The 14690-nt window shown below is 70.9% G+C and carries 15 protein-coding genes; 6 read left to right on the forward strand and 9 right to left on the reverse strand.

What is annotated here, in order from left to right; translation table 11 throughout:
- Positions 1 to 99 precede the first annotated feature (99 nt).
- Together ACP7BI_RS03045 and ACP7BI_RS03050 are read right to left on the reverse strand one after the other, a co-directional pair.
- On the reverse strand, positions 100 to 1491 hold the full coding sequence (locus ACP7BI_RS03045; protein WP_425843652.1) for an SIR2 family protein: 1392 nt from the start codon (positions 1489 to 1491) through the stop codon (positions 100 to 102).
- A 121-nt stretch (positions 1492 to 1612) separates the two neighbouring features.
- Positions 1613 to 2125: a hypothetical protein gene (locus tag ACP7BI_RS03050; RefSeq protein WP_425843653.1), complete on the reverse strand. Its 513-nt coding sequence runs from the start codon at positions 2123 to 2125 to the stop codon at positions 1613 to 1615.
- Between the two features lie 423 nt (positions 2126 to 2548).
- On the opposite strand from ACP7BI_RS03050, the gene ACP7BI_RS03055 reads away from it, so the two are divergent.
- Together ACP7BI_RS03055 and ACP7BI_RS03060 are read left to right on the forward strand one after the other, a co-directional pair.
- Positions 2549 to 2794, forward strand: a complete 246-nt coding sequence (locus ACP7BI_RS03055; protein ID WP_425843655.1) for a hypothetical protein — start codon at positions 2549 to 2551, stop codon at positions 2792 to 2794.
- 47 nt (positions 2795 to 2841) lie between these two features.
- Positions 2842 to 3450: a hypothetical protein gene (locus ACP7BI_RS03060; protein WP_425843656.1), complete on the forward strand. Its 609-nt coding sequence runs from the start codon at positions 2842 to 2844 to the stop codon at positions 3448 to 3450.
- A 167-nt stretch (positions 3451 to 3617) separates the two neighbouring features.
- On the opposite strand, the gene ACP7BI_RS03065 is transcribed toward ACP7BI_RS03060, so the two are convergent.
- Positions 3618 to 4937, reverse strand: a complete 1320-nt coding sequence (locus ACP7BI_RS03065; RefSeq protein ID WP_425843658.1) for an Nramp family divalent metal transporter — start codon at positions 4935 to 4937, stop codon at positions 3618 to 3620.
- A gap of 182 nt (positions 4938 to 5119) precedes the next feature.
- Positions 5120 to 6055, reverse strand: coding sequence for a dihydrodipicolinate synthase family protein (locus ACP7BI_RS03070; RefSeq protein ID WP_425843659.1), 936 nt, complete (start codon positions 6053 to 6055; stop codon positions 5120 to 5122).
- A 173-nt stretch (positions 6056 to 6228) separates the two neighbouring features.
- Between ACP7BI_RS03070 and ACP7BI_RS03075 the strand changes: the two genes are divergently transcribed.
- Both ACP7BI_RS03075 and ACP7BI_RS03080 read left to right on the forward strand, forming a co-directional pair.
- On the forward strand, positions 6229 to 7230 hold the full coding sequence (locus ACP7BI_RS03075) for a LacI family DNA-binding transcriptional regulator (RefSeq protein ID WP_425843660.1): 1002 nt from the start codon (positions 6229 to 6231) through the stop codon (positions 7228 to 7230).
- A gap of 34 nt (positions 7231 to 7264) precedes the next feature.
- A complete protein-coding gene (locus tag ACP7BI_RS03080; RefSeq protein ID WP_425843661.1) occupies positions 7265 to 7570 on the forward strand; it encodes a putative quinol monooxygenase in 306 nt (101 codons plus the stop codon).
- 54 nt (positions 7571 to 7624) lie between these two features.
- On the opposite strand, the gene ACP7BI_RS03085 is transcribed toward ACP7BI_RS03080, so the two are convergent.
- The 4 genes from ACP7BI_RS03085 to ACP7BI_RS03100 form a co-directional block, all read right to left on the reverse strand.
- Positions 7625 to 8407 carry an HpcH/HpaI aldolase family protein gene (locus ACP7BI_RS03085; RefSeq protein ID WP_425843663.1) on the reverse strand — a complete coding sequence of 261 codons (783 nt, stop codon included), beginning with the start codon at positions 8405 to 8407 and terminating at the stop codon, positions 7625 to 7627.
- On the reverse strand, positions 8400 to 9722 hold the full coding sequence (locus ACP7BI_RS03090) for an MFS transporter (protein WP_425843664.1): 1323 nt from the start codon (positions 9720 to 9722) through the stop codon (positions 8400 to 8402). Before ACP7BI_RS03090 ends, ACP7BI_RS03085 begins: the two co-directional genes overlap by 8 nt.
- Positions 9723 to 9775: 53 nt before the next feature.
- Positions 9776 to 10855, reverse strand: coding sequence for a zinc-binding dehydrogenase (locus tag ACP7BI_RS03095; protein WP_425843666.1), 1080 nt, complete (start codon positions 10853 to 10855; stop codon positions 9776 to 9778).
- Between the two features lie 166 nt (positions 10856 to 11021).
- On the reverse strand, positions 11022 to 11798 hold the full coding sequence (locus ACP7BI_RS03100) for an IclR family transcriptional regulator (RefSeq protein ID WP_031224291.1): 777 nt from the start codon (positions 11796 to 11798) through the stop codon (positions 11022 to 11024).
- A gap of 82 nt (positions 11799 to 11880) precedes the next feature.
- Between ACP7BI_RS03100 and ACP7BI_RS03105 the strand changes: the two genes are divergently transcribed.
- Positions 11881 to 13341 (forward strand): aldehyde dehydrogenase (NADP(+)), encoded by a 1461-nt coding sequence (locus ACP7BI_RS03105; RefSeq protein WP_425843668.1) that lies wholly within the window; start codon positions 11881 to 11883, stop codon positions 13339 to 13341.
- Between the two features lie 80 nt (positions 13342 to 13421).
- Here ACP7BI_RS03105 and ACP7BI_RS03110 read toward each other — a convergent pair whose 3' ends face one another.
- Entirely contained in the window at positions 13422 to 13718 is a 297-nt protein-coding gene (locus tag ACP7BI_RS03110) for a hypothetical protein (protein WP_425843670.1), read from the reverse strand.
- Positions 13719 to 13788: 70 nt separating this feature from the next.
- On the opposite strand from ACP7BI_RS03110, the gene ACP7BI_RS03115 reads away from it, so the two are divergent.
- Positions 13789 to 14667, forward strand: coding sequence for a DUF2510 domain-containing protein (locus tag ACP7BI_RS03115; protein WP_425843672.1), 879 nt, complete (start codon positions 13789 to 13791; stop codon positions 14665 to 14667).
- Positions 14668 to 14690 lie beyond the last annotated feature (23 nt).

The raw sequence follows: 14690 nt of genomic DNA on the forward strand, positions 1-14690 counted from the left end.
CACTCGTACGGTGTACGAGCCAGTCTTCGAGTTGCGAGGGTTCGAGCTACTCTTCGCGGTCATCGGTCCTCCCTGATATGCGGCCAACGATAGTCCCCATCATGGGAGCAAGACAGAGGCGAGTCTGCTTCCCCACTCCGAGCTCAGATGCTCGGCCAGGCTCGCCCAGTCGTCTTGACGCTCCAGCAGGCTGACAGCGCGCTCTTCCATGCCGAACGTGATGACCGCGGCAGCTATCTCGGGGAGCCCGCACCCCCCAACGAACACCGGTATCGCGAGAACCGACTCCCAAGAAGGGCTGACGCCGCGTTGGCGGTGCACGTCTACGAGCTTCACCTCCTCCGCCGCGAGAGCTTCGCCAGCGATCCACGGACTGTCGTGACCTGTTGGCACATGCTTTAGGAGCCCGGCAGTGGCGTAGATGTGGCCATCGGTTGCCCAGCGGGCGAGTCTGCCGTCTCCATCGGCCAACCAGAGAGTTGCTCTGTGAGCGGAAGCTTTGAGCGCCGCCGCGACCTTCGCCGAGTCGCGTCCCAGTGCTTGCGAGTACTCGTGCTGAAGATCCCGGAACCGAGCCTCGTGCGCCGCCCAGATCCGGCGTGCGCGCTCGCGCGGAGGCTGGTAGCCGCTGGTACCCACGAACTGAAGTTCGCGAATCACGATCGCGACGTCGGCGAGATCCTCCATCGTCAAAGCTGACAAGCCGATCGCCTCCCACTCGGCGGCGAGCGCTTGCTTGATCGCGTCGAACGGTCCCCTCTCGAGCCCGAGACCCTCCCTCACGATCGTCACCATCGCTTGGTGAGCCGGTTCCCCATCTCGCAGCAGCAAGTGGAGCCAGTGACGGATGTCCGGGTCGCGGTACGAGGTGCCCGCGAGCAGCAACGGCCCTCGGTCCAAGGCCGTCGCGAGGAAGTGGCGCTGCCACGCGCCCGTGTCCGCCACCAGCTCCGCGTAGTCGCGGAAGCTGACGACAGGATTGTATGCGCCGCTCGGGAACACCACTCCGTGCAGGTGATGAACCGTCGGGACATCCGGTTCGTCGATGCCGTCCCAGCTGACCACAACCCCGCCCGCAGCCGTAAGCACCGCCTCCTCAAGCAGCGTGTCGTAGTTGAGCGTCGCGAGGGTCGTCGTTTCAGGAAGCTGTGCAAGATGGCCCGCGGCTGCCAGGTGAAGAGGAGAAGGGACCGCGTCAGTGCCTCGTCGACCGTAGAGCGCCTCGGCGAGGACGTCGGGCCAGCGGGGGCCAGCGAAGCTCCGAGCCGCCTCCAAAACGATCGTGTTGTCCTGCTTGGCAAGCAGTATTCGCGCGACCTCGTCGCTTGCGACGAGTCCGCTCAGGGCCGCGACCTTCGCAGCGAACTCGTCCCATTGGGGCAGCCCCGACGGGGCAGAGGCGCCCGCACCAAGCACGAGAGTCAGATGCGCATCGCCCGCGATGGCCGCGAACCGGTCGATGATGGCCGCGTCGATGTCGGGCGCGCTCATATCGTGACGTTAACCGAAGGCGTGCGCGGAAGCATCCACTTATCGGCGCGCCTACTGAGCTGCTCCCTCCATTGCGATGAGCGCGCGCGATGGGAGGAAGGCGGTGGCGGTGGCGTTGCCGCTACGCGAACCGCTCCCGCACCGTCTCGTGGCTGATCCGCTGCAGCTCGCCGATCTGGTGCTCGGATCGCCGCACGAGGTCGTCGAGCAGCGCCCGGTCGAAGCGCGAGTCGGTCGCCGACAGCTCGATGAGCGCCTGCCACATCGAGAGCTTGCCGCGCACCGCGCCGGTGAGGAAGTCGAGCTCGAGCTGCGTCATCGAGCTGCGCCGCATCCGCAGCAGGTTCACCGGGTTGACGCTCCCGCCCGCGCGCAGCAGCAGCGTGAGCGCGCGCTTCCAGCCCTTCGGCCGGTAGCCGAGCTGCTGGATGATCTTCGCGAGGTCGCGCCGATCGCGGTCGACCTCCTCGGCGAGCGCGGTGAGCGCCTGCTCGTGCGGCGTCCCCTCGAACGTCTTCGCCGCCGCGTGGAACGCCTTCACGCCGCCCTCCGAGGCGAGCAGGTGCTCGTTCAGGTAGGTCGAGAGGTTGCCGTGGGCGTCGGCGGATGCGTCGGGTCGCGCTGCGTCGTTCATGGTCGCCTCCGGTCGCGGTGCGGTTCAGGTGCCGCCACCAGCGTCCCGCGCGCACCTGGATGGCGCTTGAGCGCGGATCGCGCCGCTCGGGCGCGAGCGGCGGGGCGCTCGGATGCCTCACGGCACCGATGCGGCGCGCTTGCGGCATGCACGTCGAGGGTCACGCATCCGCTCGTTCCGACGCCGCGCTCGTCGCCGCCGGCTGGCTCGCGATCGTCGCGCCGCTCGCCGCGATCGCGCTCAAGCTGCCGACGGGCGGCTGGCTGCTCGTCGGGATGGTCTTCTCGTTCCCGATCTGGCTGCTCGGCTACGCCGCCGTCATCACCGCCGCGGTCAGCATGCTGCGCCGCCGAGGGGTGCTTCGCGCGCCGGGGGCACCGCACGCGCGCGGTCATCTGGGCGTGGCTGACCTCGATCGGCGTGATGGTCGTCGGCTTCACCGTCGTCGACGGCGGCGACACGAGCGAGTCCGTCGCCTCGGCCCTCGCCCTCGTCGCCGGCCAGACGGGCGTCGGCTCGCTGGTCAACGACATCTCGAACGGGATCGCGGGAGTGGCCGTGATTGCGTGGCTCGCCGGCTGGCTCGCGCTCGTCGTCGAGTGGATGATCGCGATGGCGAGGCGGCGCCAGGATGCGCCGCGCGTCGCGCCTCCGGTCGTCGGCCCGTAGCGCGGGCGCGGGGCGCCCTCCCGGCTGCCGTCGATACGGTTGGAGGCATGCCAGAGCTCGCCAACGGGAAGTACGTCTCGCAGGCCGACGCCATCCGTCAGTGGTGGCCCGCCGCGCGCGACGCGCTCATCGAGACGGCCGGTGAGTACGGGGCGTGGCTCACGTTCCAGGCGCTGAGCGGCCGCGTGCAGGCGCGCACCGGCATCACGACGAACCAGCCGCCGGAGGAGTGGATCCCGCGCGTGCTCGGCGCGGTGGCGACGGATGCGGAGCGGCGCGGAGAGCCGCGGCTCACGTCGCTGTGCGTTACCGCTGAGCTCCTCGTCGCGAAGGACTACGCGGGCGTGCCGGCCGGAACGGACGCCCTGACGCGCGAGCGTGTGGCGGCCGAGGACCGGCTCGAGTGCTACCGGTTCTTCGCTGCGGCGATGCCCGAGGACGGCGGCACCGCGACGGTGCTCGCGCCGCTGCCCGCCATCGCGGCTCGAGCCGCCCGCCCCGCTCGCGCGGAGCGACCGGCCCGCACTCGAGCGACGACGCCGAAGCCGGCGCCCGCGGCCAGCAACGGGATGCGCGAGACCACCTGTCCGAACTGCTTCATGGTGGTGCCGGTCGCGCCGACCTGCCGAGACTGCGGCGGAGCGCTCGCGGCCTGACGTCGCAGGTCGGGAGGCGGCAGCGCCCGCCTCGGCGGACGACTGGTCCTGCTCGCCGGAGCCGCCGCTCACGCCCAGCGCGCCGCCCGCCGGTGCTCACGCTGATGGTGCGCCGCGCGCGAGGGGCGCCGAGCGCGGCTGCGCTCGACGCCCCTGTGGCGCAATGCTCAGCCGAGCAGGCTCGAGATGAGCCGCACCGAGGTCGCCACGATCGCGACGAACCCGATCACCGCGAAGAGGTTGTGCCACCAGCGGTTGCGCAGCTCGCCCATGAACCGCCGGTTGCTCATGATGAGCAGCAGGGCTCCCAGCAGCGGAGCGACGAGCACGGTGAGCGCCTGGGCGGTGATGATGAGCCCGACGGGCGACGACTGGAACGCGAGCGTGATCGCGACGCCCCACAGCAGGATGACGGCCGAGACGATGCGCGCCGTCCGGCTCGCGGCCGACGGGCCGCGACCCAGCGCATCCGACAGCATGGTGCCGCCGGCGGTCGCGTTGGCGATCATCGACGAGAACGCCGCGCCCGAGAGGCCGAGCGCGAACAGCGCCGAGCCGACCGGTCCGGCCATGGGCTCGAAGATCGCGGCGAGCTGGTTCATCGTGGTCGCCTCCTCGCCCGATCGCCCGAGCACGGCGGCGGCGACGACGATGACGAGCGCGGTCATGATGCCGGGCGCCACGATGCCGGGGATCGTGTCGACGAGCGTGATGTCGCGGTAGTCGGCGCGGGTGTGGCCGCGCTCCTTGATGCCGTACGAGGTGTAGAACGCCGCGTTGATCGAGAAGTTCGTGCCGACGAGCGCGACGACGAGGATCTCGCTGCCCGCGGGCATCGCGGGCCACAGCCCGGCGGCGGCCTGCGCCCACTCCGGCTGCGCGATGATGGCGCTCACGATGAAGCCGATGGCCATGAGCGCGACGATCGAGATGAGCACGCGCTCGACGACGCGGTAGACGTTGCGGAAGAGCAGGATCGCGAACACGGTGATCGTGCAGGCGACGGTCCAGAGCACGGGCGAGCCGCCGAGCAGCATCGAGAGGCCCAGGCCGGAGCCGACCGCGTTGCCGACCGAGAACATCAGCGTGATGCAGAAGACGCCGATGCCGGCGATGACGCCGACGGGCTTGCCGAGCTCGTCCTTGATGGACTGGATGAGCGAGACCGGCGAGCGCATGCCGAGCCGAACGCTCATGTCGGTGAAGAAGATCATGAGGATCGTCGAGACGACGATCACCCAGATGAGTGCGTAGCCGAAGGCGGAACCGGCCTGCACGGCCGAGGCGAGGTTGCCGGGGCCGAACTGCCATGCGCCGACGACGAAGGCCGGGCCGGCGAGGGCGAGCGTGCGCCAGAAGCTGCGGCGCGGACGGGTGGGGGATGCGGACGCCGGCTCAGCGGGAGTCACGGGTGCGCCTCCCTGCTCGAGGGCGCCGCCGTCGGCGCCGTGGTGGTCCTTCGTGCTGCGAGTGTCGATCGTGCTCATGGGGAGCTCCTCGTTCTACCGCGGCCGTGCCGCGATGGTCGTCATTGACCTTCGAGCTGTGACGTCGCATCCGTCTTCCATGATGCGACGGCGACCGCGCGCCCGCTCGTCGGCGGCGCGGCCGGTGCTCACTCCGGGAGTGAGAGTGGTGCGGGGGCCGGTCGCCCGGCCCCCGCACGCGGTCAGGCTGCGACGAGCGCGGCGCCCAGTCGAGCGGAGGCGAGCGCAGCGGCGATCTCCTCGTGCGCCCCGGCGGGCAGCGGCAGCAGCGGCGAGCGCACCGTCGCGTGCTCGAGGATGCCGCGGGCGACGAGACCCTCCTTGAGAGCGACCGTGCCCTCCATGTGCGAGCCGCGGTGGTACACCGTCTTCGTCACGGGCATGAGGCGGTCGTGGATCTCGCGAGCCTTCGCGTAGTCCTTCGCCTTGCCCGCGGCGATGAGCTCGATGAGCGGCTCGGGAGCGAGGCCGCCGTAGCCGACGAGCGCGCCGTCGACGTCGAACATCGTGTGGAGCAGGTACTCGTCGTGGCACGTGAGGATCTGCAGGTCGGGGTGCTGGGCGCGCAGCACGGGGATCTCGGTGTCCCAGCGCTTCATGTTGCGCACGCCGTTCTTCGTGGCGAAGACGCCCTCCTGGTCCGCGATCTCGAGCTGTGTGTCGAGGTTGTAGGTCGCCTTCGTCGCGTCCGGGTACTGGAAGAGGATGAGCGGGAGGCCGCTCGTCTCGTAGATCTCGCGGTAGCGCACCTGCGGCGCGCCGTCCTGGTAGCCGAAGCGCAGCCATCCGTGCGAGGGGTAGACGAGGCCCGCCGAGGCGCCGGCCTCCACCGCGCGCTTCGCCTCGAGCGCGGCGACGGTCGAGCCCTCGCCGGTGATGCCGGCGATGACCGGCACGCGGCCCTCGGTCGAGTCGACGAACGCGGTGATCACCTGCGCCTGCTCCTCCTGCGTCAGGAAGGTGCCCTCGCCGGCGTGGCCGAGCACGACGAGGCCCTTGACGCCGTCGATGCTGCCGAGCCAGCCGCCGAGGCGCTTGATCGCCTCGAAGTCGACCGCGCCCTCTCGGGTGAACGGGGTGACGGGAGCGGGGGTGAGCCCGCGAAGGTCCAGAGCCATGGTGGCGTCCTCTCCATTGAGTGTCGCGGCGAAACCGCGGAGGTCTGTTGCGATTCAACGTGCAAACGTTTGCGCGAACGATTGCAGTCTGCACGCCGATGCGGTTGGCTGTCAAGCACCGGATCAGAATTGGTGTCCGGATGCGGTGACTACGCTGAGGCGAGGAGGTGCTGATGGCAGCGCAGCAGAACGACGTCGTGACGCTGCGCGACGTCGCGGCGGCGGCCGGCGTGAGCATCTCGACCGTGAGCCGGGTGCTCGACAGCAAGATCGCTCACTCAGCGCACGGCGACCGCATCCGTGCCGTCGCGGAAGAGCTCGGCTACCGGCCGAACCGGGCCGCATCGGCACTGCGTCGCGGCGAGACCGGCACGATCGGTGTGCTCGTGCCGCGCCTCTCGGACGCGGTCATGGCGCTCATGTACGAGTCGATCGCGGCGGCGTGCGAGCGGCAGGGCCGGTTCGCGATCGTGGCCACAGCCGGCGACTCGGAGGAAGGGGAGCGCCACGCTGCCGAGACCCTCCTCGCTCGCGGGGTCGACGGCTTGATGCTCGCCTCCGCTCGCATCGACGACCCGCTCGTGCGCTCGCTGCGGTCGCGGCGCATCCGTCACGCGCTCGTGCTCCGCTCCGACGGCGTGAGTCCCGCCTCGGTCGGCGATGACGAGCTGGGCGGCTACCTCGCGGTGCGGCACCTGCTCGACCTCGGGCACCGCGAGATCGCGATCGTCACCGGCCCGCTCTACACGACGAGCGCGCGCGACCGCCTCGCCGGCGCGAAGCGAGCACTCGGCGAAGCCGATGTCGTGCCGCTCATCGCCGAGACGGACGACTACCGCATCCCGTCGGGCGAGCGAGCGGCGAGCGGTTGGCTCGACGGCTCCCGCCGACCGACCGCGGTCTTCGCGGCGAACGATGACCTGGCGATCGGCGTCCTCGCCGCGTCGCACCGCGCCGGCGTCGAGGCGGGACGGGACTACGCGCTCGTCGGCTACAACGACATCCCGATCGCCGCACGCCTGCCGGTGCCGCTCACCTCGGTGCGCACCAACTTCGAGCAGATCGCGGTCGCGGGGCTCGAGCTCCTCAGCAGCGACTTCGAGGAGGGGGCGGTGCGGACCTCGATGCCGACGCTCATGCCGCGGAGCAGCTCGATGCGCGCGTCGCGTGGTTGAGTCATCTGGTCGGCAGCAGTCGAGAGGAATCACCATGACTGAGCACTTCGTCGCGATCGCGACCTACATCGCCAAGCCCGATGCCGCCGACCGCGTCGCGCAGCTGCTGCCGACGCTCGCGGCCGAGAGCCGCCAGGAGCCGGGCAACATCTCCTACTCGATCGCGCGCGATCTCGAGCGCCCGAACGTCTTCACGATCGTCGAGGTCTACGACGATGCGGATGCGTTCACCGCGCACCGTGAGAGCGCGCACTTCGCGTCGATCGGCAGGATGCAGATCATCCCGATGCTCGAGAGCCGGGAGGTCGTCGGCTACTCCGGGGACGGGGCGCTGGACTGAGACGAGGAAGGGCGGGCTCCGAGGAGCCCGCCCTTCCTGACGTCCGACCGCGCGTCAGTACGCCCGCGATGCTTCGAGCCGTGCGCCGGTCGCCGCGCCGAGCTGCGCCTGCATGTCTGCCCGGAGTGACGCCACATCGGTGGCAGCAGTCACCATCGTGAAGCCCTGCTCGGTGCGCCGCGCGGCCTGCTCGCCGTCGGCGCAGTGCACGCCGGCGATCTTGCCGCGCTCGCGGCACGCTGCCGCGACCCGGTCGAGCTCCGCGTCGAGGCGCGGGAGGATCTCGACCTCGAACGGCACTCGCGCGCCGAGCGCGAGCGAGAGGTCGTACGGCCCGACGTAGACGCCGTCGATGCCGTCGACGTCGAGGATCGCGTCGAGCTCCGCCAGCCCCGATGCCGTCTCGATCATCGCGAGCACGGTGACCGACGCATCCGTCTCCTCCGGCGTCGCACCGAAGTGCGGGCCGAGCCGCATCGGCCCGTAGGAGCGGCGCCCGCCGGCCGTCGGGTAGCGAGCCGCCTCCGCAGCCGCGCGCGCTTCGTCGGCGGTGTCGATGAGCGGCACGATCACGCCGCGCGCGCCGGCGTCGAGCACGCGCCCGATCTCGGCCGCGCTGTTCGTCGACACGCGCGCCCACGGCGTCGCGCCGCCCGCCGCGACCGCGAGCAGCGCCCGCACCTGCGCGTCATAGCCGAGCAGCCCGTGCTGCCCGTCGACGCACACGTAGTCGAAGCCGGTGCGCGCGATCTGCTCGGTCGCGACGGGGGAGTCGAGCGTGGCCCAGGCGCCCACGCGGGGCGCCCGGGCCTGCTCAGCGAAGCGCTGCTCAGACATCGAGCTCTTCGTTGTGCCGCACCTTCACGAACGACACCGACACGAACCCGACCACAGCGCAGAAGACCACGAAGATGGCCACCGGGATCCAGCTGCCCATGAACGCCGCGAGCAGCGCGGTCGCGATGAGCGGCGCGGGGCCACCCACGATCGCGGCGCCGAGCTGGTAGCCGAGCGATGCGCCGGTGTAGCGGATCTCGGGCGCGAAGTTCTCGGCGAGCACGGTGCCGATGAGCGAGCCGTAGGTCGGCCAGATGACCGCGAACGACAGGATGATCGCGAGGCCCGCGAGCCACAGGTTGCCGCTCGAGAGCATCGCGAGGTACGGGAAGATGAAGATCGCCACCGCGACGGAGCCGCCGAGGAAGACCTTCTTGCGCCCGATGCGGTCGGAGAGCCCGCCGTAGAACAGCATGCCGCCGATGCCGAGGATCGCGCCGACGAGCAGGAACGCGAGCACCGCGCCGAAGTCGTAGCCGAAGCTCGTGGCGTAGGAGATCGAGAACGTCGCGAAGATGAAGAAGGTGGCGGTCTCGACGAACTTCGCGCCGGTCGAGATGACGACCTCTCGCCAGTAGTGCTTGAAGACGGTGGCGATCGGCAGGCGCTGCGTCGTGCCCTCAGCCTTCACCTTGCGGAACGAGGGCGTCTCGTCGATCTTCGAGCGGATCCAGAGGCCCACGACGAGCAGCACGCCCGAGAGCAGGAACGGGATGCGCCAGCCGAACGACTCGAACGCCTCCTCGGGGAAGATCGCGCGAGCGCCGATCGTCACGATGTTGCCGAGCGCGAGGCCGGCGAGCGCGCCGATCTGCGGCACGGCGCCGTAGAAGCCGCGGCGGTTCTTCGGCGCGTACTCGACGGCGAGCAGCAGGCCGCCGCCCCACTCGCCACCGAGGGCGAGGCCCTGCACGAGGCGAAGGAGCGTGAGCAGGATGGGTGCGGCGACGCCGATCGCGGCGTAGTCGGGCAGCACGCCCATGAGCATGGTCGCGACGCCCATGAGGGTCAGCGTGATGACGAGCGTCTTCTTGCGGCCGATGCGGTCGCCGACGTGGCTGAAGACGACGCCGCCGAGCGGGCGCACGAGGAACGCGAGCGCGAACGAGGCGAACGCGAGCATCGAGCTCACGACCGGATCCTCGCTCGGGAAGAAGTGGAGGTTGAAGACGGCCGTGGCCATCGTCCCGTACAGGAAGTAGTCGTACCACTCGATGGTCGAGCCGACGGCGCTGCCCCACAGGGCGCGGCGGCGGTCCTTGGCCGAGACGACGATGTCAGGCATCGTCGGCGGCTTGTCGTCGATGGCGGTCATGCTCTCTCCTTTGATAAGCAAAGCGGATGCGTTGGTGCGGTTGAAGGGGGAGTTCAGGGGACGAGGATCGGGCGACCGACCGCGCCGGTGCGCAGGTGCTCGATCGCCTCGTTGGCGTCCTCGAGCGCGAAGGACTGGTCGAGCAGCTTCTCGAGCGGGAGCCGGCCGGCGCGGTAGAGGCGCAGGATCTCGGGCAGCTGCACGGGCGTGTTCGACGAGCCGTAGAGCGCGCCGACGACCTTGCGGTCGCCCTGCACGAGCAGGTTGATGGGGATCGAGAGCTCCTCGCCGACGGCGCCGAGCCCGACGACGACCTCGGTGCCGCCGGGGCGGAGCGCCTCGAAGCCTGCGCGGATGGTCGCGGGGCGGCCGATGGCCTCGAGCACGTAGTGCACGCCGGTGCCGGTGATCTCGAGCACCCGGTCGGTGAAGTCCTCGATCGACGAGTCGATCGTGTGGGTCGCGCCGAGCTCGCGCGCCTTCTCGAGGCGCGAGGCGACGACATCCGAGACGATGATCTGCGCGGCGCCGACGAGCTGCGCGGCGATGACGGCGGAGAGGCCGACGCCGCCCGCGCCGATGATGGCGACCGACTTGCCGGTCAGGTCGGGCATCTTGTTGAGCACGGTGCCCATGCCGGTGATGACGGCGCAGCCGACGATCGCGGCGATCTCCGACGGGATGTCGGCGTCGATCGCGATGAGCGACTCCTGCGAGACGACCGCGTGCTCGGCGAAGCACGCGTCGCCCATGAGGTGGTGGTAGCGCACGCCGTCCTTGCTGAGGCGCGTGCCGCCGCGCAGCAGGCCGTTCGTCTGGCCGTGCACCTTGCCGAGCGCGCACTGCGCCGGCTGCCCGGTGAGGCAGAACTCGCACTCGCCGCAGCGCGGGCGCCACATGAGCACGACCTTGTCGCCGGGCCGGAAGCCGCTCACGCCGTCGCCGACCTCCTCGACGATGCCGGCGCCCTCGTGGCCGAGCACGATCGGCGTGCGGGCGGCGAGGCCGCCGGAGATGTAGTGGACGTCGCTGTGGCAGACCCCGGCCGCCTCGATGCGCACGCGCACCTCGCCGGGACCGGGCTGGTCGAGCTCGAGCTCCTCGAGCACGAGCGGAGCACCTGTCTCGTGCATCACCATCGCCTTCACGCGGCGCCTCCTCGTTGATCGGTCGCTGCGCATCGATGCCGATGGGCGGCCCTGTGCGCAGCCCTGCGCAGCAGTCGATGTCTGACGACGTCGCTCAACGTAGGGCCGCGGTGCCGGTGCGGCGCAAACCGCGTTCCGGTCAGCGGAGCGGCTACAGCGAGCTGAAGGCGGAGTTGGCGCGGATGCGTCGGTTGAGGCCGAGGGCCGTGATGCGGACGGCGGGTGCGTACTGGAGCATGTTCGCGCGGTGCGCGGGGCCGGAGATCGAGATCGCCGCGATCGGCGTCCCGTCGGCTCGCAGCAGCGGGCACGCGACGCACTCGACGCCGGGGTTCGACTCCTCGACCTCGTGCGAGAAGCCGTTGGCCCGCACGGCGTCGAGCTGGCGGCGCAGCGCCGCCTCGTCGGTGACGGTGCCGGGGCCGAGCTGCTCGAACAGCTGGGGCGTCGCGCCGGCGACGACCTCGTCCGTCGAGTGCGCGAGCACGGCCTTGCCGCCGGCGGTCGCGTAGGCGGGCACTCGCCCGCCGATCCGCGAGCGGATGGGCATGTCGGCGTCGCGGCCGCGCAGGATCTCGACGTACACCTGATCGGGGCTCTTCAGCACGCTGAGCTGCACGGTCATGCCCGTCGCCTGGCGCAAGTCGGCCATCGCGGCGAGTGCCAGCTGCCGCAGCTCCTTCGAGCGCTGCGCGAGCTCGCCGAGCTCGAACATGCGGATGCCGACGCGCACGCCGTTGTCGGCGCGCTCGAGGAAGTCGACGGCGACGAGCTCGCTCACGATGCGCGACGTGACCGACTTCGCGAGCCCCGCCGAGCGCGCGATGTCGTTGACGCCCAGCACGGGCCGCTCGCCGCTGAACGCGCCCAGCACGGCAGCGACGCGACCGATCATCGAGCGCGGAGCGTTCCGTTCATCGGAACTCATGGCATCACTCTAGCCGCGCGGCGGTTTCAATGTGGGACGGCACGGTGCAGTCCCCGTGCCCTGCCGACGACTGGAGGACCCGATGACCGAGACCACGACGATCGCACGCACGACCGACGAGGCCGTCCTCACGGTCGCCGACGCATCCGCCGTCTGGGCCGCGACGCCCTACGCGGAGCGCGCTCGCGTGATGCGCGCCATCGCTGACGCGCTCGACGCGGCCGGCGCCGAGCTCATCGCGATCGCGCAGGAGGAGACGGCGCTCGCCGAGGCGCGCCTGAAGGGCGAGCTGAAGCGCACGACCTTCCAGCTGCGCCTGTTCGCCGACGAGGTGGAGCGCGGCGACTTCCTCGACGTGCGCATCGACCGGCCCGACGCGGAGTGGCCGATGGGCGCCCCGCGGCCGGATCTTCGCCGCATGCTCGTGCCGATCGGCCCGGTGCTCAACTTCGCCGCCAGCAACTTCCCGTTCGCCTTCTCGGTCGCCGGCGGCGACACGGCCGCGGCGCTCGCGGCCGGCAACGCCGTGCTCGTGAAGGCGCACTCGGGCCACCCGCGACTCTCCGACGCGACCGTCGCGGTCATCCGCGAGGCCGCGATCGAGGCCGGCGCGCCGGCCGACCTCGTCTCGGTCATCCACGGCACGCAGCACGGCGTCGAGGCGCTCCAGCACCCGGCGATCAAGGCTGCTTCGTTCACGGGCTCGATCGGCGGCGGCCGCGCGCTGTTCGACATCGCGAACGCGCGCCCCGAGCCGATCCCCTTCTACGGCGAGCTCGGCAGCGTGAACCCGGCGTTCGTCGCGCCCGGTGCCGCGTCGCGCCGCGCGCAGCAGATCGCGGAGGAGTACCTCGCGTCGGTCACCGGCAGCCAGGGCCAGCTCTGCACGAAGCCGGGCGTGCTGTTCGTGCCGGCGGGGTCGGGGATCGTGGATGCGCTGCGGGGCGCGGCCGTGCCGGCTCCCGCGCCGCTCCTGAACGACCGCATCCAGGAGGGCTTCGTCGCGGGGCTCGAGGAGCTGACGGGGCGCGGCGACGTCGAGGTGCTGCGCGAGGGCGAGGCGAGCCGCCAGTCGCCGCCCGAGGCGACACTGCTGCTGACGACGATCGACGCGGTGCTCGACGACCCGGAGGCGCTCGTGCGCGAGGTCTTCGGCCCCGCGGGCCTCGTCGTCACCTACACCGACGCATCCGAGCTCGAGCGCGTCGCGCGCGGCCTCGAGGGCCAGCTCACCGCGACGATCGTCGCCGACGAGGACGACGCCGCCGACCTCGAGGTCGCCCGCGGCCTCGTGCCCGCGCTCGTCGACCGGGCCGGCCGGGTGCTGTGGAACCAGTGGCCCACCGGCGTCTCGGTGACCTTCGCGCAGCAGCACGGCGGCCCGTACCCGGCAACGACCGCCCCGACGGCGACCGCCGTCGGCACCGCATCCGTCACCCGGTTCCTGCGCCCCGTCGCGTTCCAGAACTTCCCGGCGGCGCTGCTGCCCGAGGCGCTGCGCGACGAGAACCCGCTCCAGGTGCCGCAGCGCGTCGACGGCTGATCCCGCCGAGGACCCATGAGAAGCGAGGAGCCCGGGTCGGACGATGTCCATCCCGGGCTCCTCGTATGTAGTGACGGTCGTCAGCGCACCGGCGCCCACGCCCCCGTGGCGACCTCGTCGCGCTGCTGCTCGTCGCTGAACCGGTCGAGCGTGAACGGCGCGAGCACGGGCGACGGCGTGGCGGTGACGATCTCCTCCGCGAGCAGCTCGCCCAGGATGAGGCCGAGCGTCGCGCCCGAGTGCGTGAAGAGCGTGTAGAGCCCGTCGATCGACGGCACGCGGCCCGCGACCGGCTCGCCGTCGCCCGGGATGGGCTTGAGCCCGGCGGCGACGCGCTGCGCGGCGAGCTTCGGGTTGCCCGCGAGGCTGACTTCCAATCAATCGGCGGTCATGAAGACGGCTCACATTGGAGCGTCGATGCGCCCCTGGCGTGGTAATCGTTGAGGTGTGAGCGAGCAGGCCGCACCCGGTTGGTATCCCGACGCGCCGGGTCAAGAGCGCTACTGGGACGGCGCGGCATGGACCGCGTCGATTCGACCCCACGCATCGGGCGCGCCCGCCTCGCCCCCGCAGCCTTCCAGCGCCGCCAAGAGTTCAGGCGTGTTCTCGCGACTGAAGCAGGGCGTTGCAGACATGCAGACCACTCGACGCGAGGCTCTCGCAGAGGCGGAGCGTTCGCATGCAGAGGCTGAAGCCGCGGCGGGGCGAGTGGTGACAACGGGCATCTTCGGCACATCGACCATCGAGATCGACGAGGGCGTGTACGTCCGTATCGCCGTCGGGGACAAGACTCACACCGAAGCGGCGAAGATCTTCAAGAAGACCCCGTTCGAGAAACTGCGCTCCATCAAGTTCGCTGCCGCGGCCGCCGACGCGCCGCAGGAACGCGGGTCGGCCCTCGATGGCGTCGTGGGGTCGGCGGTGAGCACTCTCTTCAAGGGTGGAGCGGGGCTTATGAAGTCGAGCGTGCCGGGGCTCGCGGTAGCTGGCGTCGCGCATCTCGCGAGCGCAGAATCTCGACGCGCGTACCTCACCATCGCGACGGACAGGACGATCCACAATCTCACCAACGAGAGCCACAACTGCGTCATGGTCCGCAGCGTCAAGGCCCACAACGAGGTCGGTGCCGAGCTCGCGCGCGCAGGAGCCTCCGTGCTCGGTGAAGTGCAGGTCGAGATCTCGAGCCACGAGGCGGCGCCGCCGGTTCAGGCCGCGCCGCCCTCGCTCGCCGACCGCCTCCGGGAGCTCGCCGCGCTGCACCAGGAAGGCGTGCTCTCCGACGAAGAGCTCGCAAGCGCGAAGGCTTCGCTCCTGTCCGGGCTCTGATTGGTGTGACGAAGGCACTTCAT

The organism is Agrococcus sp. TSP3-2-1 (assembly GCF_049897585.1).
Taxonomy (GTDB): Bacteria; Actinomycetota; Actinomycetes; order Actinomycetales; family Microbacteriaceae; genus Agrococcus.

Bases quoted from the DNA above. Each gene is read 5' to 3' on its own strand.
- ACP7BI_RS03075 (WP_425843660.1), top strand. From the start codon at position 6,229: ATGGCAGCGCAGCAGAACGACGTCGTGACGCTGCGCGACGTCGCGGCG.
- ACP7BI_RS03045 (WP_425843652.1), bottom strand. From the start codon at position 1,491: ATGAGCGCGCCCGACATCGACGCGGCCATCATCGACCGGTTCGCGGCC.
- ACP7BI_RS03080 (WP_425843661.1), top strand. From the start codon at position 7,265: ATGACTGAGCACTTCGTCGCGATCGCGACCTACATCGCCAAGCCCGAT.
- ACP7BI_RS03065 (WP_425843658.1), bottom strand. From the start codon at position 4,937: ATGAGCACGATCGACACTCGCAGCACGAAGGACCACCACGGCGCCGAC.
- ACP7BI_RS03100 (WP_031224291.1), bottom strand. From the start codon at position 11,798: ATGAGTTCCGATGAACGGAACGCTCCGCGCTCGATGATCGGTCGCGTC.
- ACP7BI_RS03070 (WP_425843659.1), bottom strand. From the start codon at position 6,055: ATGGCTCTGGACCTTCGCGGGCTCACCCCCGCTCCCGTCACCCCGTTC.
- ACP7BI_RS03050 (WP_425843653.1), bottom strand. From the start codon at position 2,125: ATGAACGACGCAGCGCGACCCGACGCATCCGCCGACGCCCACGGCAAC.
- ACP7BI_RS03085 (WP_425843663.1), bottom strand. From the start codon at position 8,407: ATGTCTGAGCAGCGCTTCGCTGAGCAGGCCCGGGCGCCCCGCGTGGGC.
- ACP7BI_RS03055 (WP_425843655.1), top strand. From the start codon at position 2,549: ATGGTCGTCGGCTTCACCGTCGTCGACGGCGGCGACACGAGCGAGTCC.
- ACP7BI_RS03060 (WP_425843656.1), top strand. From the start codon at position 2,842: ATGCCAGAGCTCGCCAACGGGAAGTACGTCTCGCAGGCCGACGCCATC.
- ACP7BI_RS03105 (WP_425843668.1), top strand. From the start codon at position 11,881: ATGACCGAGACCACGACGATCGCACGCACGACCGACGAGGCCGTCCTC.
- ACP7BI_RS03090 (WP_425843664.1), bottom strand. From the start codon at position 9,722: ATGACCGCCATCGACGACAAGCCGCCGACGATGCCTGACATCGTCGTC.
- ACP7BI_RS03095 (WP_425843666.1), bottom strand. From the start codon at position 10,855: ATGCACGAGACAGGTGCTCCGCTCGTGCTCGAGGAGCTCGAGCTCGAC.